This is a genomic window from Phycicoccus sp. 3266 (assembly GCF_031456495.1).
GTDB lineage: Bacteria > Actinomycetota > Actinomycetes > Actinomycetales > Dermatophilaceae > Pedococcus.
In genome coordinates, this window is sequence record NZ_JAVDUW010000001.1 from 1,366,839 (window position 1) to 1,385,498 (window position 18,660).

Annotated in this window: 18 protein-coding genes and 1 tRNA gene; 7 read left to right on the top strand and 12 right to left on the bottom strand. The window is 74.0% G+C overall.

Annotated elements, in window-relative coordinates; genetic code table 11:
• Positions 1 to 23: 23 nt before the first annotated feature.
• Positions 24 to 701, bottom strand: coding sequence for a TetR/AcrR family transcriptional regulator (locus tag J2X64_RS06555; RefSeq protein ID WP_310151289.1), 678 nt, complete (start codon positions 699 to 701; stop codon positions 24 to 26).
• A 50-nt stretch (positions 702 to 751) separates the two neighbouring features.
• Between J2X64_RS06555 and J2X64_RS06560 the strand changes: the two genes are divergently transcribed.
• The 4 genes from J2X64_RS06560 to J2X64_RS06575 all read left to right on the top strand — a co-directional run bounded on the left by J2X64_RS06560 (position 752) and on the right by J2X64_RS06575 (position 4,447).
• A complete protein-coding gene (locus tag J2X64_RS06560; protein WP_310151292.1) occupies positions 752 to 1,678 on the top strand; it encodes a diiron oxygenase in 927 nt (308 codons plus the stop codon).
• 163 nt (positions 1,679 to 1,841) lie between these two features.
• Positions 1,842 to 1,918 (top strand) — tRNA-Phe (locus J2X64_RS06565).
• A gap of 281 nt (positions 1,919 to 2,199) precedes the next feature.
• Complete coding sequence (locus J2X64_RS06570) at positions 2,200 to 2,823, top strand: hypothetical protein (protein ID WP_310151294.1); 624 nt, start codon at positions 2,200 to 2,202, stop codon at positions 2,821 to 2,823.
• A 28-nt stretch (positions 2,824 to 2,851) separates the two neighbouring features.
• A complete protein-coding gene (locus J2X64_RS06575; protein WP_310151297.1) occupies positions 2,852 to 4,447 on the top strand; it encodes a hypothetical protein in 1,596 nt (531 codons plus the stop codon).
• Positions 4,448 to 4,469: 22 nt separating this feature from the next.
• Here J2X64_RS06575 and J2X64_RS06580 read toward each other — a convergent pair whose 3' ends face one another.
• The gene (locus J2X64_RS06580) at positions 4,470 to 5,402 is read right to left on the bottom strand and encodes a LysR family transcriptional regulator (protein ID WP_310151301.1); all 933 of its coding nucleotides are present in this window, start codon (positions 5,400 to 5,402) and stop codon (positions 4,470 to 4,472) included.
• Positions 5,403 to 5,496: 94 nt separating this feature from the next.
• On the opposite strand from J2X64_RS06580, the gene J2X64_RS06585 reads away from it, so the two are divergent.
• The 3 genes from J2X64_RS06585 to J2X64_RS06595 all read left to right on the top strand — a co-directional run bounded on the left by J2X64_RS06585 (position 5,497) and on the right by J2X64_RS06595 (position 10,198).
• Entirely contained in the window at positions 5,497 to 6,558 is a 1,062-nt protein-coding gene (locus J2X64_RS06585; RefSeq protein ID WP_310151303.1) for a putative sulfate exporter family transporter, read from the top strand.
• Positions 6,559 to 6,662: 104 nt separating this feature from the next.
• Positions 6,663 to 8,876, top strand: coding sequence for a glycosyltransferase family 4 protein (locus J2X64_RS06590; RefSeq protein WP_310151306.1), 2,214 nt, complete (start codon positions 6,663 to 6,665; stop codon positions 8,874 to 8,876).
• Entirely contained in the window at positions 8,873 to 10,198 is a 1,326-nt protein-coding gene (locus J2X64_RS06595; protein ID WP_310151310.1) for a glycosyltransferase, read from the top strand. Before J2X64_RS06590 ends, J2X64_RS06595 begins: the two co-directional genes overlap by 4 nt.
• A gap of 40 nt (positions 10,199 to 10,238) precedes the next feature.
• Here J2X64_RS06595 and J2X64_RS06600 read toward each other — a convergent pair whose 3' ends face one another.
• The 10 genes from J2X64_RS06600 to fliL form a co-directional block, all read right to left on the bottom strand.
• The gene (locus tag J2X64_RS06600) at positions 10,239 to 10,691 is read right to left on the bottom strand and encodes a hypothetical protein (protein ID WP_310151312.1); all 453 of its coding nucleotides are present in this window, start codon (positions 10,689 to 10,691) and stop codon (positions 10,239 to 10,241) included.
• A gap of 1 nt (position 10,692) precedes the next feature.
• Positions 10,693 to 12,744, bottom strand: coding sequence for a flagellar biosynthesis protein FlhA (gene flhA / locus J2X64_RS06605; protein WP_310151315.1), 2,052 nt, complete (start codon positions 12,742 to 12,744; stop codon positions 10,693 to 10,695).
• Between the two features lie 57 nt (positions 12,745 to 12,801).
• A complete protein-coding gene (locus J2X64_RS06610; protein WP_310151319.1) occupies positions 12,802 to 13,947 on the bottom strand; it encodes an EscU/YscU/HrcU family type III secretion system export apparatus switch protein in 1,146 nt (381 codons plus the stop codon).
• Positions 13,944 to 14,717, bottom strand: a complete 774-nt coding sequence (locus tag J2X64_RS06615) for a flagellar biosynthetic protein FliR (RefSeq protein ID WP_310151322.1) — start codon at positions 14,715 to 14,717, stop codon at positions 13,944 to 13,946. Before J2X64_RS06615 ends, J2X64_RS06610 begins: the two co-directional genes overlap by 4 nt.
• A complete protein-coding gene (locus J2X64_RS06620) occupies positions 14,717 to 14,986 on the bottom strand; it encodes a flagellar biosynthetic protein FliQ (protein WP_310151325.1) in 270 nt (89 codons plus the stop codon). The genes J2X64_RS06615 and J2X64_RS06620 overlap by 1 nt, the downstream gene beginning before the upstream one ends.
• 7 nt (positions 14,987 to 14,993) lie before the next feature.
• The gene (fliP, locus tag J2X64_RS06625) at positions 14,994 to 15,869 is read right to left on the bottom strand and encodes a flagellar type III secretion system pore protein FliP (protein WP_310151328.1); all 876 of its coding nucleotides are present in this window, start codon (positions 15,867 to 15,869) and stop codon (positions 14,994 to 14,996) included.
• On the bottom strand, positions 15,862 to 16,377 hold the full coding sequence (locus J2X64_RS06630) for a flagellar biosynthetic protein FliO (protein WP_310151331.1): 516 nt from the start codon (positions 16,375 to 16,377) through the stop codon (positions 15,862 to 15,864). Before J2X64_RS06630 ends, fliP begins: the two co-directional genes overlap by 8 nt.
• Positions 16,374 to 17,093 (bottom strand): flagellar motor switch protein FliN, encoded by a 720-nt coding sequence (fliN, locus tag J2X64_RS06635; protein ID WP_310151335.1) that lies wholly within the window; start codon positions 17,091 to 17,093, stop codon positions 16,374 to 16,376. The genes J2X64_RS06630 and fliN overlap by 4 nt, the downstream gene beginning before the upstream one ends.
• A gap of 123 nt (positions 17,094 to 17,216) precedes the next feature.
• Complete coding sequence (locus J2X64_RS06640; RefSeq protein WP_310151338.1) at positions 17,217 to 18,086, bottom strand: flagellar motor switch protein FliM; 870 nt, start codon at positions 18,084 to 18,086, stop codon at positions 17,217 to 17,219.
• A 105-nt stretch (positions 18,087 to 18,191) separates the two neighbouring features.
• The gene (gene fliL, locus J2X64_RS06645) at positions 18,192 to 18,659 is read right to left on the bottom strand and encodes a flagellar basal body-associated FliL family protein (protein WP_310151341.1); all 468 of its coding nucleotides are present in this window, start codon (positions 18,657 to 18,659) and stop codon (positions 18,192 to 18,194) included.
• Between the last annotated feature and the right edge of the window lies 1 nt (position 18,660).

The following is an 18,660-nucleotide window of genomic DNA, read 5'->3' on the forward strand; positions in this document are numbered from 1 at the left end:
GCGGGTCCACGCCCGCTCCTCGTTCACCCCACCCTGGGGGACAGGCCTTCCCACGCCAGCGAGGTGAGCAGCTCGACGAGCTGCTCCTCGGGGATCGTCGGCCGGTCGAGCCAGCGGTGGGTCGCGAGCTGCACGAGGCCCACCACGGCATACGCCACGTGCTCGTCGTCGTCCGCGGGCTCGCCGCGGCGGGTGGCGAGCAGGGCGACGAGGGCCTGCGCGACGGCCGACTCCACTCCGCCGACGAAGTCACCGCCGTCGCCGAGTCCGTTGTGGGCGAAGGCGAAGCGGTAGAGGTCGCGGTCCTCGCGCACCGTCGCGACGTAGGCGCGGACGGCCGACGCCACGATGGCGCGGTCGTCGGCGGAGTCGAGCTCGAACGCCTCGGCGAGCCGTGGGAGGAACACGTCCTCGGCGGCGGACTCGAGGACGGCACGGAACAGGTCGTCCTTGTCCTTGAAGTGGCGGTAGACGACCGGCTTGCTCACTCCGGCCACAGCGCAGACGTCGTCGAGCCCGATCCGCGGGCCGTGCTGGCGGATCGCCGTGATGGCCGCCTGGACGAACTCGCGACGCCGCTCCTCGCGGTGTGCCCGCCACCGCTCGGAGCGGCCGTCCGGTCGGACGCCCTCGGCGGCGACCGGCTGGGCCACCGAACCGGCGTCCGGCCGGGCGTCCCCCTTGACGGCGTCGCTCTTCATGTGAACCATGGTAGGCGTTACTCGGATTCACACATATCCGGAGGAGCCTCATGACCCCCACGACGACCCCGGCGCCGGCCCTCGAGCGCGTGCGCCCACGGCACGACCGCGACACCACCGCGCGGCGGCTGCTCGCCTCCGCCGCGAAGACCTCGTACGACCCGCAGAAGGACATCGACTGGTCCGAGCCGCTCGAACAGGGCCTGTTCGGCATGTCAGCGCAGTGGTCGACGCTGTACGCCACGCCGCTGTGGGACGAGCTGACGCCCGAGCAGCGGATCCGCCTCACCGAGCTGGAGTTCTGCTCGATCTCGGGGGTCGGCATCTGGTTCGAGATGATCCTGATGCAGATGATCCTGCGCGACGTGTACGACCAGGACCCCGCGACGCCGCACGTGCAGTTCGCGCTGACCGAGATCGCCGACGAGTGCCGCCACTCGGTCATGTTCGCCCGGACGGCGGAGAAGTTCGGCGCCCGGTCGTACCAGCCCACCGGGCTCGACCACCAGCTCGGCCGGCTATTCAAGACCCTCGCCACCGGGCCGTCGCTCTACGCCTCGATCCTCGTCGCCGAGGAGGTGCTCGACATCTTCCAGCGGGAGGTCATCGACGACGAGCAGGTCCAGCCGCTCACCCGCGCCGTCAGCCGGATCCACGTCGTGGAGGAGGCACGGCACATGCGGTTCGCGCGCGACGAGATCGCGCGCCGCGCCGAGACGATGGGCCGCGCCGAGCGGGGCCGCCAACGCCTGGTGCTCGGGATCGTCGCCAACATCATCATCCACAACCTCGTCCAGCCCGAGGTGTATGCCGAGGTGGGCCTCGACCCCGACGTCGCCGTGCGCGTCGCGAGGGCCAACGAGCACCACACCGCCAAGCTGCGCGGCGCCGCCGAGAACCTCACGTCCTTCCTCACCGACTGCGGGCTCGTCGGCGGCCCGTCGGCCCGCCTCTGGCGGCGCGCCCGGCTGGTCTGAGCCGCTGCTCCGGCGTGTCGGGGGCGCTTCGCCGGCGTGTCGGGAGCGCTTCGCCGGCTGGTCCGAACCGCTGCGCCGGCGTGTCAGGGGCGCTCCTCCGATGGGCTATGATCGTCCGGTCGCGGCGGGCCACCCCGTCGCGATGGTGCGCCCGGCGCACCACGGCCAGGTAGCTCAGTTGGTACGAGCGTCCGACTGAAAATCGGAAGGTCGGCGGTTCGACCCCGCCCCTGGCCACCACAGGACCCGCAGGCCGGCGAACCGGCCCGCGGGTTTCGTGCTTCCCGGGGCCTGGTGCGTCGTCCCGCCAGCCGCGCCCACGTGCCCGCTGCCGCCCGCCGCCCCGTTCGCCGCTCCTCGTCCACTGACATTTGTCACGCAATTCCCGAGTCGCGTCCGAGGCGTCCCACCGCGCTCCTACCGTGGTCGACGTCGGGGGCCGGCCGGAGCAGGCCCACAGAGGCTGTCGGCCGCGGACGCGCACGTCCTCGGCTCGCCGACCGGGGTGCCTTGGGGGCAGCATGATCACGGAGGACCAGTCGCCGCCCGATCGCCGGCAGAGGTGGAAGTCGTACGGGTACGGCCCCGAGGTCAGGCGGCAGTTCCTGCTCACCTACGCGTTCTTCGGTTCGTTCCTGATGGTGCTGGTCTACGAGGCCGTCACCTCGCTCGAGCACCACTCGTGGGTGGGCGCGGCGGCAGGAGCCTGTGCGGCGTGGCTCGCCTTCTACCTCGGCAGAGCCGTCTACCGGCACCTGTGGCTCATGACGCACCGCGAGGTCGTCCCCGTCACGCCGCACAGCCCCGACCCCGCGAGCCGGGCCTGGGTGTGGTCTGCCGTGCGCCAGCGGCGGGTGGTGGGGCCCGAGGAGAGGGCAGTGGCGAGCACGGCGGCGCGCAAGGTGCTGTGGAATCCGTGGCAGAAGGTGCTGAACGTCGTCGCGCCGGCGTACTTCGCGGTGCGGATCCTCGTCCACCTCGACAACAGCCGTCTGACCGTCATGAGCGTCACGTGGTCCCTCATCGGCCTGGCGTTGGTGTGCGGCAGCCAGCTCGCGTGGGTGCCGCAGGCCCGGCTCCGTCGGTGGATGGACGCCAACTCGCTGTTGCCGGGACAGGCCGGCCCGCTGGAACCCCCTCGGTGACGACGCCCGCCGGGGCTACTGTCGGCGCATGACAGCGGCTTCGGCGGTGCCGTCCTCCCTCTCTGGGTCGAGGACTCGCCGCACCATCGCCCAGCTGTCCCGGCGACACCTGCTCCTGGTCGCGATGGCCGTCGGGGTGCTCGCCGTCGCCGTCCGGGTCGGGACGATCCTGCGCGGCGGGGGGCCGCATGCCCTGTCCGTCTTCTACGACGACGGCGTCTACTACGCGGCGGCGAGCGCCGTGGCGTTCGGCCGTCTGCCGTACCGGGACTTCGTCCTGCTGCACCCACCCGGCATCGTGTGGGCGCTGCTGCCGTTCGCGTGGGTGGGCCGGCTGACGAGCGACTCGGACGGGATGGCGGCCGCTCGGCTCGCCTGGGCGTTCCTGGGCGGCCTGAACGCTGCTCTCGTGGTGGTCGTCACGCGTCGGTTCGGCCTCGTGGCGGCGCTTGCCGGCGGCGCCTTCTACGCGTTGTGGCCCACCGCGATCCGCGCCGAGTCCGGTCCGTTGCTGGAACCGTTGGGCACCCTGGCGCTGCTCTCCGCCTTGGCGCTGCTCTCGGCCCGCGGCGTCGCCGACCGCCGTGGCGTGCAGGTGGCCGCCGGTGCCGCGCTGGGCCTGGCCCTCGTGGTGAAGATCTGGTGGGCCGTACCGGTGCTAATCGTCCTCGGCTACGTCGCGGTCCGGTACCGGGGCCGCGCGCTGCTGCGGGTGACGCTGGGCGCAGCGACGTCGGCGTCCGTGGTGTGCCTGCCCTTCTTCCTCGAGGCGCCGGGGACCATGTGGCGGATGGTCGTGCTCGACCAGCTGGGCCGGGGCCGGGTCTCGGACACCGCCCTCGAACGCCTCAGCCAGATCGGCGGCGCGGAGACGTTCAAGCTGCTGGGGCGCAGCGCCGCCCAGGTGGCCGGCACGGGTTGGCTCGTGCTCGTGGTCCTCGCCGTCGCGTGCGCCCTGGCCGCGTGGGGGTCGGTGGAGGGGCGGCTCTTCGCGGTGCTCACGGTGTCGGTCGTGGCCGTGCTCCTGACGGCCCCGTCGTTCTTCGGGTTCTACGCCGCGTTCGCGGCGCCGGTGTTCGCGCTCGTGGTGCCCGCCGCGATCCACGGCGCGGCACGGCTGGTCCCCAGCCCCGCGGCATACCGCAGCCCGCGCAAGCGGTCCGCCGTGACGGTGGCCGCCATCGCCGGCTTGTCCCTGGTGGTCGGTGCGGTCGAGGGCAGCGCGTATGCCGCGGGCAAGCCGTTCCCCGAGCGCCGGCTGGACCGCGTCGTGGCCTCGACCCGCTGTGTCACCTCGGACTCACCGTGGGGGCTCATCGAGCTCAACGCCCTGTCGAAGGACTTCCGGGACGGCTGCCGGGTCGAGATCGACGTCAGCGGGGTCACCCACGACAGGCTCCACCTCACCCGGGCCAACGGCAGCGAGGTCGCACGCTCCGGGAACGCCAGCTGGCGGCGGTACCTGCTGACCTACCTGCGCAGCGGGCAGGCGACCATCATCATGCGCGCACCGAGTGGCGACGGGATCACCGGCAAGGAGCGCACGGTCATCGACGCCTGGCCCGTGCTCGGCCGCGCAGACGGGTACGTGGTCCGCGACCCCGCCGCGGGACCGACGAAGTAGGCCCGCCGCTGGCCGCCACTCCTCAGGCGTCGTCGCGGGCCGCCACTCGTGAGCCGTCGCGGCGGGCCACGGCGACGAAGTCCGCGGCGTGGCCGACCGGCCGCCGGCCACCGGCCCAGACCGCCCGCAGCCGGCGTCGCATCGACAGGTCCTGCACCGGGACGACCACCAGGTCGCCGGCCGCCACGGCGTCGACGACGGCCAGTCGGCTGAGCACGGCCGGTGCGGTCCCGGCCGTCGCGGCGACCCTGACGGCGGTGTTGCTCGACAGCGCCTGCGCCGGCTCCACGAGGGTCAGGCCGCGGGCCCGGAATGCCTCCACCAGCGTCTGGAGGGTCCCGGAACCCTCCTCGCGCACCACCAGTGCGGTCCGCGCCAGCTCCTCCGCCGTCACGGGGTGGGCCCGGCGGCGCGTCCAGGGGTGGCCCGGCGCGACCACGACCACCAGCTCGTCGGTCGCCACCGTCGCCGAGCTGAGGCCACGCGGCGCGCCAGCGGTCTCGACGAACCCGAGGTCGCGGCTGCCGTCGCGCACCGCCTCCACCACGCCGGCCGAGTTGAGGACGGCGAGGTTGACGTCGACGTCACCGTGCTCGCGCCGGAAGGCTGCCAGCCACCGCGGCACGAGGTGCTCCGCGGTCGTCATGCTCGCCGCGAGCGCCAGGTGCGAGTTCCGTTCTGCCCGAAGGGCAGCGGTCGCCAGCCGCAGCCGGTCGGCGGCGGCCAGGACGTCCCGCGCCCAGTCGACGTAGAGTGACCCCTCCGGCGTCAGCACGGAGCCACGGCTCGAGCGCGTCACCAGGGTCAGGCCCAGCCGGCGCTCCAGCCGCGTAATGCTGGTGCTGGCGCTGGGCTGCGAGACGCCCAGGCGTGCTGAGGCGGCACCGATGCTGCCGACCTCCGCCACGGCTACCAGCAGCTCGAGCACCTCGAGGTCGGGCCAGCGAGCGCTCAACCCAAACCTCCCGTCCCAGCCATAGCCGACGGCTATGAGTGTATGCCGGATTGCCCGGTACCCGCCGGCGGCGGACTCCGCGACGGTGGTCACCGTGGACACCACCGCCGACCCCGAGCAGGCCCCCGACCGCCTCGCCGACCGCGAGGGCCGGGTGCCGACCGCCCCCTCCCCCGACCCGCACCGCTCGCTGCCGTGGCCCGGCCTCGCCCTCGCCGTCGGCGTGGCCGCGGTGGCCGTCCTGCTGCAGCACGCGGTGGCCGGCCTGAGCCCGTTGCTCCTCGCGGTCCTCGCCGGCGCCGTGCTGTCGAACACCCGCGCCGTCCCGGCGTCGCTCGGCCCGGGGCTGCAGGTCGCCTCGCGGCGGCTGCTGCGGGCCGGGATCGTGCTGCTCGGTCTCCAGCTCTCGCTCGGTGACATCGCCGCCCTGGGCGGCGGGACCATCGCCGTCGTGGTGGCCGTGGTCGTGCTCGGTATCACCGGCACCCTGGCCCTCGGCCGGTGGCTGCGGGTGCCACCCGCCCTGCGGCTGCTCATCGCCACCGGCTTCTCGATCTGCGGGGCCGCGGCGGTGGCGGCGATGGAGGACACGGCCGACGCCGACGAGGAGGAGGTCGCGACCGCCGTGGGGATGGTGGTGCTCTTCGGGACGGTGATGATCGCCGTGGTTCCGGCGGTGACCGGCCTCTGGGGGCTCGGCCCGCAGACGGCCGGACTCGTCGCGGGCGCGTCGATCCACGAGGTGGCGCAGGTGGTGGCCGCCGCGGGTGTCATCGGCAGTGGCGCGCTCAAGGTGGCCGTCGTGACCAAGCTGGGCCGGGTGCTGATGCTGGCGCCGGTGATCCTGGTCGTCGGCTCGCTGCGTCGCCGAGGCACTGCCCGCGACGCTGCCACGCGCCCGCCGCTCCTCCCGTTCTTCGTCGTCGGCTTCCTCGCCGCCGTCGTCCTGCGCAGCACCGTGCAGCTCGAGCCCGCCCTGCTGACCGGCGCCGCGACGCTGCAGACCCTGCTGCTGGCCGCGGCGATGTTCGCCCTGGGCTGCGGCGTCCGGTTCGACAAGGTCCGGGACATGGGCGCACGACCGCTGGTGCTGGGCACCCTGTCCACGGTGTGGGTCCTCGGGGTCGCGTGCGCGGGGGTCGCCCTCACCCGGTGATGCTCGGGGCTCGTCCTCACCCGGTGACGCGAGGGGCCGCCCGCGAGCCGGCCGGACTTCTCTCCCGCGGGCGGATCCGGTCGCCCCGACTTACCGTTCCAGACATGGACCTTCGGGCGTCGATCGCCGCAGTCGCGTCCGCGCCCACCCTCCTCGAGGGCATGCGGGCCGCGGACGACCTCGCGTGCGCCGCAGCGTCGGCCGGCAGTGACGCGGTACCGACCCTGCGGTCCACGGTCCGGGGAGCCGACCCGCTCACGGCCATCGCAGCCGTGCACGCGCTCGGCGCCTGCGCCGACACGACCGCGGGCGAGGCCCTCACCGAACTCCTCGGTGACGAGCGACCCCACGTCGCGGAGCACGCCCTCGACGCCCTACGCCTCGTGCCAGTCGTCGACCGCGCACTGCCCACGCTCGTGCGCAGGTGCGCCGGCGGCGGCTTCCCCGGGATGCTCGCCCAGCGCACCCTCGAGCACTGGGCGGTGCAGGACCCCGACCGGGTGCGGGCCGCCCTGGTGGCAGGCCTCGCTGCGGCGTCCGACGTGGAGGAGCAGGCGCGGCTCGTCGAGACCGTCGGTCTCGTCCCCGGGACTGCCTCGTCGCGGCTGCTGACCGGCTTCGCCTCGGGCGAGGTCGAGCAGCCCGTCGTGGTCCGCCGGGCAGCGCTCGCGGCCCTCGGCGAGGGACCGGCAGCGGACCCCGGCGCCGAGGAGCTGCTGCTGTCCTACTCGCGGTGCGTCGGACCACTCGCCGAGACCGCCCGTCTCGCCCTGCACGACCTCTTCCCCGGTCCGGACGCGCTCGTCCCGGACGCGCCCGCGGTCGCGCAGCTGTTCCTCCACGCGGACGTCGACGGACAGCTCCACCAGTCCGGTCGTGGCGACACCGGCGGCATCGCCACGCTGCTCGTCCAGCTCGGCGACGCCCTCGTCCGCCAGCGGCCCCACGGGGCGCGGGTCCTGACGATCTCCCGCACGCACGCCGACCTCGCGCACTACCCCCTCGGCCGCGGCCAGGCGACGCTCGGGGCCCCCGGTGCGGCCACCGGTCACCGCGACCTCGGGCTGCGCGACCCCGGCCACCACTACGCCGGCGTCCCCCTCGCGGGGTCCCCCCAGGGCATCGCCCGGGCGTGGCCGGCGCGGGTCGCCGCGCGACGCGGCATACGGCGCATCCTGCGTGCCGCGGGCAGGGTGGACGCCATCCACCTGCGGATGGCCGACGTCGGCTCGATGGCCGCGGCCGAGCCCGCCCGGGAGCTGGGGGTGCCGTTCGTGCTGACCGCGGCACCGGACCCGCAGGCCCTCATCGAGGCGCGGGACACCGCGGGCACGCTGACGCGGGACGGCTTCGGGGAGGCCGACCTCGTCGAGCACCTGTGGTTCCGCGACCGCCTCCTGCGGGACCTCGCCGCCGATGCCGCCCACGTGGTCGTCCTCCCGCGGCTCGAGGTCGCCGGTGACCTGCAGCGCCTCCTCGGGATCGACCTGTCGGGGGGCGCCGTGCCGGTCTCGGTCGTCGGCGAGGGCATCGACCTCACCAGCGTCGACCGGGCCGTGCGCGAGGTCGCCGAGCCAGCACTGCGCACCCGGGGCACAGCCACCGCGCTGGCCCAGCTCGACGACCTGCTCGCCGCCCTGCCGCCCGGGCGTCGCGCCCTGCCGGTCGCGGTCTCGGTCGGGCGGCTCAGCCCCGTGAAGGGGATGGCCACCCTGGTCCGCGCGTGGGCCGAGGACGACCAGCTGCGCGAGCGCTGCAACCTGCTCGTCGTCGGCGGCGACCTCGACGAGCCCAGCGACGACGAGGCTGCCGAGCTGGCCCGGGTCGCCGACGTCGTCGACCTCGACCGCGCCGCCTCGCAGGGCCTCCTGCTGGCCGGCCACCGCCCCAACTCCACGACCGCCGCGTGGCTGGCCGCGGTCCGCCGGGGCGACCCGGCCTCAGGGCGCCCGCCGGGCGTGTACGTCAGCGCCAGCCTCAAGGAGGAGTTCGGCATCGCGATCCTCGAGGCCATGGGCGTCGGTCTCGTCGTGGTCGCGCCCGACGGCGGCGGTCCGGCGACCTACGTCGCGGACGGGGAGACCGGGTTCCTCGTCGACACGTCCTCGCCCGCCGCGCTCGTGGTGGGCGTCCACGCAGCCCTCGACCTCGCCGCCGTCGACGGGGCCGAGGAGCGGGCCAGCAGGTCCCGCGCCATGGTGCGCAGCCGGTTCGGCATCGACGCGATGGCCGCGGCACTGGCCGACGTCTACGACGACGTCGCGCGGGGCAGCGGTGCCCACGTGGCCGCACGGCGGGTCGTGGAGGACGTGTCGTGACGCTGCTCGTGGTCAGCCCCGACTACGCCTCGCACCTCTACCCCCTCGCCACCCTCGCCACGGCTTGGCGCGACGCCGGCGAGCGGGTCGTCGTGGCGACCGGGCCCGCGACCGACGCGCTCGTCCGCGGGTTCGGCTACGAGCGGGAGCACCTGCAGCTCGGCCGCGGCTCGAACCCCGGGGTCATCCGGGCCGAGGAGCAGCCGCCCGGCGAGGACGACGCGCTGCGCGGGTTCTTCGACGCCACCCGCCGCGGCGCGGTCGAAGCCCTGACCTTCCAGGCCTCCGCCCGGCGCGACGACCTGCTGTGGAACCCGGTCGGGGTCGGCCGGGCCGTGCAGGAGGTCGTCGACCGGGTCCGTCCCGACGCCGTCGTCGTGGACCACCTCGCCTTCGGCGCCCGGCTGGGGCTGACCGCCGCCGGCGTCGCGTACACCGACGTGGTGCTGGGCCACCCGTCTGCCCTGGTCGTCGGGGACCGTGAGGTCTACGGCTGCCCCGAGGACTGGCCGACCGCCTTCTCCCCCGACCCCGACGGCCTCGCGCGGCTGCGGCGGCTGTGCGAGCAGGTGCGGGACGAGTTCACCGGCCAGTGGAACGACGCCCTGGCCCAGCTCGACCCGGGCGCGGCCGCGAGCTCGGACGCCTTCGCCGAGACCGGCGACGTCCTGCTCCTCAACTATCCCGAGGAGCTGCACGACCCGCGACGGACCGCACTGCTGCCGCGGCATGAGTTCCTCGGGTCGTGCGTCCGCGAGGAGCCGCGCGACGAGGAGGTCGACGTGTGGCTCGCCGGCAGCGACCACCCGGTCGTCTACGTCAGCCTCGGCAGCTTCCTCTCGGCCCGCAGCGACGTCCTCGCCCGCATCGTCGACGCCCTGCGCGGCCTCGACGTCCGCGTCGCCCTGGCCCACGGCTCCACCCCGCGCGCCGTCCTCGGACCCCTGCCCGGCGCCTGGCTCGTCCGCGAGTCTCTCCCCCAGGTGACGCTCCTGCAGCAGGCGGCGGTCGCCGTGACCCACGGCGGCAACAACAGCGTGACCGAGGCGCTCACCGCCGGGGTGCCCCTGCTCGTCCTGCCCCTGTCCACCGACCAGTTCTCCGGGGCCGCCGCGATCGAGCGGCACGGCCTCGGCGAGGTCCTGGACCCGAACGCCGCAGGAGCCGGGGCCCTCCGCGAAGCCGTCTCCCGGCTGCTCGAGGGGACGACCGGGGAGGACCCGGGTCGCACGCTGCTGAGGGAGCTGGCCACGTCGCTGCGCGAACGCCCGGGTCCCCTCCGCGCGTGGGACGCGCTCGGCGAGCGCCTGCCCGCGTCCTAGTCGCGCTCCGCGGACGGCGGGCGCCGCGCGACCAGGGGACTCAGCCGGCCGGTGTCCCGGCTGTGTCGTCGACGCGTGCCGGCTCGGCCTGTGCCGGGTCGTGTGCCGGGTCGTATGCCGGGTCGTGTGCCGAGTCGGCGGCGGGGTCACCGGCTGACGGGGCTGAGAGGTCGGCCGACGTGCCGTCCACGCCGGCGGACCCACCACCCACGGTGGACAGCACGAGCGCGACGCCACCGGTGGCGAACGCCCACGCGCAGCCGAACCGCACGAGGGCGTCGTGGGCGGAGAGCTCGCCCCTGGCGACGAGGTAGACGGCGGGGCCGGTGAGGAGCACGGCGAGGACGACCGCGGCCCGGAAGCCGGACGGGCGGGACCCCGCCTGCGACGCGGCAGTCGCCGCCGCAGGTGCCGAGACAGCGGCGGGGGCGGGCCGACTGGCAGGCCCGGCGGCGGGGCGGGCGGGCGTACCGGGTGCGGCAGTCGTCGTCACGTCAGGCCGCCGTCACGGTCTCGGCGAGGTCGACGACCCCGGCAGGGGTCAGCCGCAGGTTGCCGCCGAGCTCGGGGTACGCGAGCACGGCGAGCTGCGGCGCGCCGGGCTCGACGAGGCGGCGCACGGCGCGGCGCAACGGCTGGGCGCAGACGAGGACCGGCAGGACACCCCGCTCCTCGGCGACCTGCGACACCCGCAGCGCCTCGGTCGCGAGCCGCTCGGCGAACCACGGGTCGAGGAGCAACTGGCCTCCGCCCTCGCCCGCACGCAGCGACTCGAGCAGCCGCTGCTCGAGCTGGGGCTCGAAGGTGAGCACGTGCAGCTCCCCGTTCACGGCGTGCGACGCGGCGATCGCGGGACCCAGGGCGCCGCGCACGGCCTCCACCAGCGCGTCCGGGTCGGTCGACGCACGCGCGCGCAGCGACATCGCCTCGAAGATGCGGACGAGGTCGCGGATGCAGACGCCCTCCGCGAGCAGCGACTGCAGGCAGCGCTGCACCTCGCCGAGCGCGAGCGGTGTCGGGGTGAGCTCGTCGATGACCGCCGGGTGGGTCGCCCGGACGGTCTCCACGAGCAGCTTGACGTCCTCGCGCCCGAGCAGGTCGGCGGCGTTCTGCCGGACCATCTCGGCCAGGTGGGTCGTCACGACGGAGGACCGGTCGACCACGGTGGCGTCGACCTGCTCGGCCCGGCCGCGCTGGTGGATCGGCACCCACTTGGCGTCGAGGCCGAACACCGGCTCTCGGGTGGGCGTGCCCTCGAGCTGCCCGATCCGGTCGCCGATGGCGAGCACCATCCCGGGCGGGGCCTCGCCACGGGCGACCTCCACGCCGTGGATGCGGATGGCATACGTGTGCCGCGGGAGGTCGACGTTGTCGCGGGTGCGCACGAGCGGGATGAGGATGCCGAGCTCGTGGGCGAGCTTGCGCCGCAGGGCGCGCACGCGGTCGAGCAGGTCGCCCCCTGCGCTGGCGTCGACGAGGCCGATGAGGTCGTAGGCCAGCTCGAGCTCGATGGGCTCGACCCGGATGTCGTGCGCGATCGCCTCGGGGCTGTCCGGCGACGGGGTGGGTGCCGTCGCAGCTGCAGCGGTGGCCGCTGCCGCCTTGTCCTCGGGCTTCGGCAGCTGCCGGGCGATGAGCAGGGCCGCGCCGCCGACGAGCAGGAACGGCAGCTTCGGCAGTCCCGGCACGAGCGCGAGACCCATGACCGCCGCACCGGCGAGCTGCACGGCCTGGCGCTGCTGGCCGAACTGGTGCAGCAGGTCGCTGCCCATGTCCCGCTCGGTCGTGGCCCGGGTGACGATGAGGCCGGTCGACATCGACATGAGCAGCGCGGGGATCTGCGAGACCAGGCCGTCGCCGACGGACAGCAGGCTGTACCGGGTGATCGCCTCGGAGAACGGCATGTGGTTCTGCACGACGCCGATCACGAGTCCGCCGACGAGGTTGACCAGCGTGATGACGATGGCCGCGATCGCATCGCCCTTGACGAACTTGGACGCACCGTCCATCGCGCCGTAGAAGTCGGCCTCGGACGAGACCTCGGCGCGGCGGCGACGCGCCTCGTCCTCGTCGATGAGGCCCGAGTTGAGGTCGGCGTCGATCGCCATCTGCTTGCCGGGCATCGCGTCGAGGGTGAAGCGGGCGGCCACCTCGGCCACGCGCCCGGCACCGTTGGTGATGACGACGAACTGGATGACGATGAGGATGACGAAGATGACCAGGCCGACGACGATCGAGCCGCCGACGACGAAGTGGCCGAACGCGTCGATCACCTTGCCCGCGAAGCCGTCGAGCAGCACCAGCCGGGCCGCGCTGACGTTGAGCGCGAGCCGGAACAGCGTGGCGACGAGCAGCAGCGAGGGGAAGACGGCGAAGTCGAGCGGCTTCTGCACCCGCAGCGCGACGAGCAGGATGAGCACCGAGCCGGTCAGGTTGACCGCGAGCAGCAGGTCGAGCAGCACGCTCGGCAGCGGCACCACCATCATCACGACGATGCCGACGATCGCCGCGGGGATGCCGATCTGGCCGATCCGGTTGCCGGTCATCGCGCGGTCCGTGTCAGGGGGGCGGCCGACGGGGTGGCAGGTGTCATGACATCGGTCCTATCGGCGCACACGGCGCCCTCCTGAGGTGTGGCGGCCGGGATCGGCGAGCTCTCGCCGCCCGTGCGCTCCCGGGTTGCGGTGGAAGCCGGAGGTGAGGCCGCGGTGGCGCAGGCCCATGAGGAAGACGAAGACGCCGGCCACCGCGTCGTACAGCTCGGCCGGGATCTCCTGGCCGAGCGCGCAGCTGCGGTAGAGCATCCGCGTGAGCGGCACGTCCTCGACGAGCGGGAGCCGCTTCTGCGCCGCCTCCTCGCGGATGCGGGCGGCGACGAGGCCGGCGCCCTTGGCGACCACGCGTGGCGCACCGCGCCCCGGTTCGTATGCCAGCGCGACGGCGACGTGGGTCGGGTTCACCATGACGACGTCGGCGGCACCGAGGTCGGCGAGCATCCGGTTGCGGCTCAGCTCGCGCTGCTTGCCGCGCAGGAGGCCCTTGAGCAGTGGGTCGCCCTCGGACATCCGGTTCTCGCGCTTGACGTCCTCGCGGCTCATCTTCAGCGACGACCCGACCCGGCGCCGCTCCATGACGTAGTCGGCGGCGGCGAGGACGATCCCGACCACCGCGATGGTCCGCAGCACCGACAGCGCCGACTCGGTGGCCGCGGCGGCGGACGCACCGAGTGACCACTGCCCCGCCCCCGTCACCCGGTCGGTGATGCCGAGCACCGCGCCGTAGGCGACCCAGCCGAACACCACGAGCTTGATGAGGGTCTTGGCGAAGGTCCACGCCGCGTGCGCGCCGACGAGGTTCTTCAGACCCTTGGCCGGGTTCAGCGTCTCGAACTTCGGCTTGAACTTGCCCGGGTACACGCGGATCCCGCCCTGCGCGGCATTCGCCACGACGGCCACGACGACCATGGTGGCGAGCAGCGGCGCCAGGACGGCCAGCGCGCCGGTCGCGGCGTCGTGCCCGACCTGCATGGCGACGGCGGTGTCCGGGTGGACGATGACCTTCTGCAGGTCGGCCATGGTGCGGCCGAACCGGTCGACCAGCCCGCGGACGAGGTGCGGCACCACGACGGTGAACGCCAGCACGGACAGCCACGCGCCGAGCTCCTGGGTGCGCGGGACCTGCCCGTCCCGACGCGCCTTGCGCAGCCGCTGGGCGGTGGGCTTCTCGGTCCGCTGGGACTTGTCGCTCAACTGGTCCCCAGCATCCGGGCGACCGCGCCGACGTCCTGGGCCGCCTGGCCGACGAGCCGGCTCACGGCACCGGGCAGCAGCGCGAAGGCGACACCGCTGAGCGAGACCGCGAGCAGGATCTTCACGGGGAAGCCGACGGCGAAGATGTTGAGCGTCGGGACGGCCCGGCTGACCAGGCCCAGGGCGAGCTCGGCGAGGAACAGCACCACCATGACGGGCGCGGCGATCTCCAGCGCGGCGGTGAGGAAGCGGCCGAGCCCGTCGGTCACGAGCCGGCCCACGTCGCCGAGCGCCATCGGCCGCAGCGGCGCGGTCCGGAAGCTCGTGACCAGGCCGCGCACCAGCAGCAGGTGACCTCCGGAGGCGAACAGCAGCGTGGTCGCGAGCAGCGCCTGGACCCGGCCGAACATGCTGCTGGACACGTTCGTCATCGGGTCGTAGAGGCTGCTCAGGGTGAACCCGCTCGCGAGGTCCACGAGCTCGCCCGCCGCCTGCACGGCGCTGAACGCGAGGTAGACGACGAAGCCCATCGTCGCCCCCACGAGCACCTGGTATGCCGCGCCGCCCAGGAGGCCGGTGAGGTCCAGGGTGGGCCCCTGGCCCCTGAGCCGAGGGGCGACCAGCAGCGCGACCGCGAAGGACAGGGCGGCCTTGACCCGGGCGGGGACGGCGCGGCTGGAGAACGGCGGGGCGATCGCGAAGAAGGCCGACAGCCGGACCGTGGCCATGAGGACGACGCCGAGGGTGTCGCCGCCGACGAGCGCCTCCATCAGTCGAGCAGCTGGGGCAGCAGGGCGAACATGTCGCGGGTGAACCCGACCGTCTCCTGCAGCATCCAGTGGCCGGAGACGAGCAGGACGAGGGCCACGCCGATCAGCTTGGGGACGAAGCTGAGGGTCATCTCCTGCACCTGGGTGACGGCCTGCACCAGGGACACGGCGAAGCCGATCCCGAGGGCCACCAACAGGATCGGGAAGCCGAGCTTGGCGCTGAGGAGCATGGCCTGCAGGCCGATGTGGACGACGTCGGAGTCGGTCATGGCGCCCTCAGTGGTAGCTCTGGACGAGGGCGGTGGCGATCATGCTCCAGCCGCTGACCATGACGAACAGCAGCAGCTTGAAGGGCAGCGAGATCAGCGCGGGCGGCAGCATCATCATGCCCATCGACATCAGCGCCGACGAGACCACGACGTCGATGACGAGGAACGGCACGAAGACGACGAAGCCGATGATGAAGGCCGACTTCAGCTCCGACAGCACGAAGGCCGGGACCAGCGTCGTCATCGGCACGTCGGCCGGGGTGGCGGGCGCCTCCTCCTTGCTGAGCTTGACCATCGTGGCCAGCTCGGCCGGTCGGGTCTGCTTCATCATGAAGTCGTGCAGCGGCTTGACGCCCGCGTCGTAGGCCTGCGACTGGGTGAGCTCGCCCTTGAGGTACGGCTGCACGCCGGCGTCGTTGATGGCCGACAGGACCGGCGACATGATGAACAGGCTGAGGAAGAGCGCGAGGCCGGCGAGGACCTGGTTCGGCGGGATCGTGGTGGTGCCCAACGCGTTCCGTGTCAGGGACAGCACGACGATGATCTTGGTGAAGGACGTGCACAGCACGAGCAGGGCGGGCGCCACCGACAGCACGGTGAGCAGCAGGATGACGTTGACCGCCTGGCTCGGCTTGCCGAGGTTGGGGTCGACCTTCACCGACACGGTGCCTGACGGCGACGGTGAGGGAGTCGGCGGTGTGGGGGCCGCCACCGCGGACACCGGACGGAACGCCGTCGTCGACGGGAGTGCCGGCAGCGTCACGGCAACCGCCGTGGTCGGTGCCGGAGCGGCGGACGCCGCAGTGGCGCAGGCCAGGACGCCGCCGAGGGCGAGGGCCGCCACGGCGAGGCCACGCCGGACCAGCTTGGACCCGTCAGCCACGACGGGCCTGCAGGGTCCGCAGGACGAACGACGCGGCCGACCACGGCCAGCCCTCCGGCACCGGTATGCGGGACGCCACCCCGTGGGCGCGAGGCAGGACAGCCGGCGCCGCAGCCGGAACGACCGGGAGGGGGCCACTCGCAGCCTGGGCGTGCGCTGCGAGCAGCTCGTCGAACGCGTGCCGCCCGGGCACCTCGACCTGCGGCCGGGACGCGACGGGCTCCGGCACGACGAGGTCCTCGTCGCCGAGCTCGCCCAGCACGGAGACGCCGTGCTCGGTCACGCCGAGCACCATGGTCCGGCGGCCGACCTGCACGACCTGCACCGAGGAGGTGCGGCCGAGGGACCGCCGTGACAGCACGTCGACGCTGACACCCCCGCGAGGGGTGCGCGCGCCACCGACGCCGCGCTTGGCGGCATACCTGGCGACCCAGACCACGAGGGTCAGGACGGCGCCCAGCGAGACCAGCAGGCGCAGGACCGCGAGGAGGGTGGACCCGTCACTCATGCGCGCAGGCGGGCGTCGGTCTCCGGGCCGACCACCTCGGTGACGCGCACGGCGAACTCCTCGTCCACGACGACGACCTCGCCGCGCGCCATGAGGGTGCCGTTGACGAGGACGTCGACGGGCGCACCGGCCGGGCGGTCGAGCTCGAGCACCACACCGGGCGCCAGGCCGAGCACGTCCTGCACGGTCATGCGGGTGCGGCCGAGCTCGACGCTGATGCCCATCTCGACGTCACGCAGCAGGTGCAGGCGGCGGGGGTCGATGTCGGCGACGGGCGAGGAGGCGGAGAGCGGCGGGAGGGCAGCAGCCTGGGCGGCCCGGGGCGTCAGCACGAGCGCGGCCACGACGACGTCACCGTCGAGCACCGCGGCGACCCGTACGCCCGCACCGGCCGGCACGACCTCGCCCACCTCGACCTCGTGCGTCGCGGACGGGACCAGCGGGCCGAGCTCGAGGGCCATCGAGGAGATGCCCGCGGTGAGGGCGGTCTGCAGGTCCCCGGCGCGCTCGCGGGGCGCGAGGACGGCCACCTGGCCCTCCCACACGCCCTCCACGGTCGCCACCAGCGCCGGCGCGAGGCCGGTGGCCTGCAGCACCGGCCACTGCGCCGGGCCCAGGGCGCTCGCGGTGGCGCCCGGGCGGCCGCCGAGCCGCTCGGCGACGAGCGCCGTGGCGGTGAGGAGGGCGGCGTCGACCTGGGGCTCGGTGAGGGTCATGGGCTTTCCTTCGGTGCGGTGCGACGGCGGGGGCGGGGCTGGCGGGCGGGGCAGGAGCGGGGTGTGGCGCTGGCGGAGCAGTGGCGGGCAGGGGCCCGCAGGGGTGGGGCTGGGCCCGCGGGATCAGGGCGCGACCACCTGGCAGGCGATGCGCTTGCCGGAGCTGCCCGGGCGGGCGGCGGCGACGCGGGTGTCGTCGACGGCCACGACGAGCGGCTCCTCGACCGGGTGGTGCAGGGGGACGACGTCGCCCACCGCCAGGGAGAACACCTCCGAGGAGGTGAGCGTGACCTCGCGGAAGGCGACGCGGACGTCGACCTCCACCTCCTGCAGGCGGGACTCGACGGTGCGCGCGGCGGCGTCGCGGGGACCGGCAGCCCCCGCCGACGCGCTCGGGTCGACGGCGGCGAGGACGGGCTTGAGCGTGGCGAGGGCCAGGCACATGGTGGCGGTGGCGACCTGGTCGCCGATGCGCAGCTCGACCTCGGTGGCCACCATCGGGTCGGCGGGCGGGGCCAGCTGGAGGAACTGCGTGTTCGACTCCAGGCCGGTCACCTCGGCGTGCACGGGGGCGATGGACTCGAAGGCGTAGGTGAGCTCGCGGGCGACCTGGACGACGACCCCGCGGATGAGGCCGGTCTCGATGTCGCTCAGGGCGCGGCTGGGCTGCTCGCGGCCACCGGCACCACCGAGCAGGCGGTCGATGACGCTCATGACGACGCCCATCGGGAGCTGGAAGACCCCCGACCCGGGCAGGTCGCGGAAGCCCAGGACGGCCAGCAGCGAGGGGTTGGGCAGCCCGCGCACGTACTCGTCGTACGTCACCTGGCGCACGGCGACGACCCGTGCGTAGACGACCGCACGCAGGGTCGTCGACAGCACGGTCGACAGCTGGCGCGCGAAGGTCTCGCTCGTCACCTGCAGGGCCCGCACACGCTCACGGCTGAGACGTCCGGGGCTGCGGAAGTCGTAGGAGACGGGCGCGGCGGTCACGAGGCCACAGATCGGCACCCCCGGAGGCGTCCTGAGGCTTCCGTGGGCAAACGCGGGCAGACTGGCCGAACGGACTACCCGCCGCGGACCGTCGGCACCGCGGGTCTACTGCATGACGAACTCGGTCAGGTAGACCTGCAGCACCTCCCCGTCGTAGCGCTTGCGCACCTCCGTGTCGAGCGCCGAGATCGCTGCCGCCCTGCCCTTGGGCGACAGCAGCTGCTGGTAGTTCCGCTGGCCGAAGATGCCGATGGCCGCGTCGCGCGCCTTGGCACCGTTGACCCCGCCCTCGCTGCCCTTCGCGGCGGGCGCATCCGCCGACAGCTGCAGCGACAGCCCGACCTTGAGGAACCTCCCGTCGGCGAGGTTGAGGGTGAGCGGCTCGAGGTCGAGGACCGCGCCGGGGGTCGGGGTGGCCGCCGCGGCGTGCCCCGAGCCCTTGGTGAGGAGGTATGCCGCGCCCCCGCCGCCGAGCAGGACGACCAGGAGGACGGCGATGAGGAGCGTGCGCCTGCGGCGCGGGGCGGGTTCGGCGCCTGCCTCGACGGCGGGCGCGGCAGTGGCGGTTGCCATG

Excerpts from the sequence above, each read along its gene's own strand:
- flhA (WP_310151315.1), bottom strand. The coding sequence starts at position 12,744 with ATGACCGGCAACCGGATCGGCCAGATCGGCATCCCCGCGGCGATCGTC.
- J2X64_RS06590 (WP_310151306.1), top strand. The coding sequence starts at position 6,663 with ATGGACCTTCGGGCGTCGATCGCCGCAGTCGCGTCCGCGCCCACCCTC.
- J2X64_RS06620 (WP_310151325.1), bottom strand. The coding sequence starts at position 14,986 with ATGACCGACTCCGACGTCGTCCACATCGGCCTGCAGGCCATGCTCCTC.
- J2X64_RS06555 (WP_310151289.1), bottom strand. The coding sequence starts at position 701 with ATGAAGAGCGACGCCGTCAAGGGGGACGCCCGGCCGGACGCCGGTTCG.
- J2X64_RS06630 (WP_310151331.1), bottom strand. The coding sequence starts at position 16,377 with ATGAGTGACGGGTCCACCCTCCTCGCGGTCCTGCGCCTGCTGGTCTCG.
- J2X64_RS06575 (WP_310151297.1), top strand. The coding sequence starts at position 2,852 with ATGACAGCGGCTTCGGCGGTGCCGTCCTCCCTCTCTGGGTCGAGGACT.
- J2X64_RS06615 (WP_310151322.1), bottom strand. The coding sequence starts at position 14,717 with ATGGAGGCGCTCGTCGGCGGCGACACCCTCGGCGTCGTCCTCATGGCC.
- fliL (WP_310151341.1), bottom strand. The coding sequence starts at position 18,659 with ATGGCAACCGCCACTGCCGCGCCCGCCGTCGAGGCAGGCGCCGAACCC.
- J2X64_RS06570 (WP_310151294.1), top strand. The coding sequence starts at position 2,200 with ATGATCACGGAGGACCAGTCGCCGCCCGATCGCCGGCAGAGGTGGAAG.
- fliN (WP_310151335.1), bottom strand. The coding sequence starts at position 17,093 with ATGACCCTCACCGAGCCCCAGGTCGACGCCGCCCTCCTCACCGCCACG.
- J2X64_RS06560 (WP_310151292.1), top strand. The coding sequence starts at position 752 with ATGACCCCCACGACGACCCCGGCGCCGGCCCTCGAGCGCGTGCGCCCA.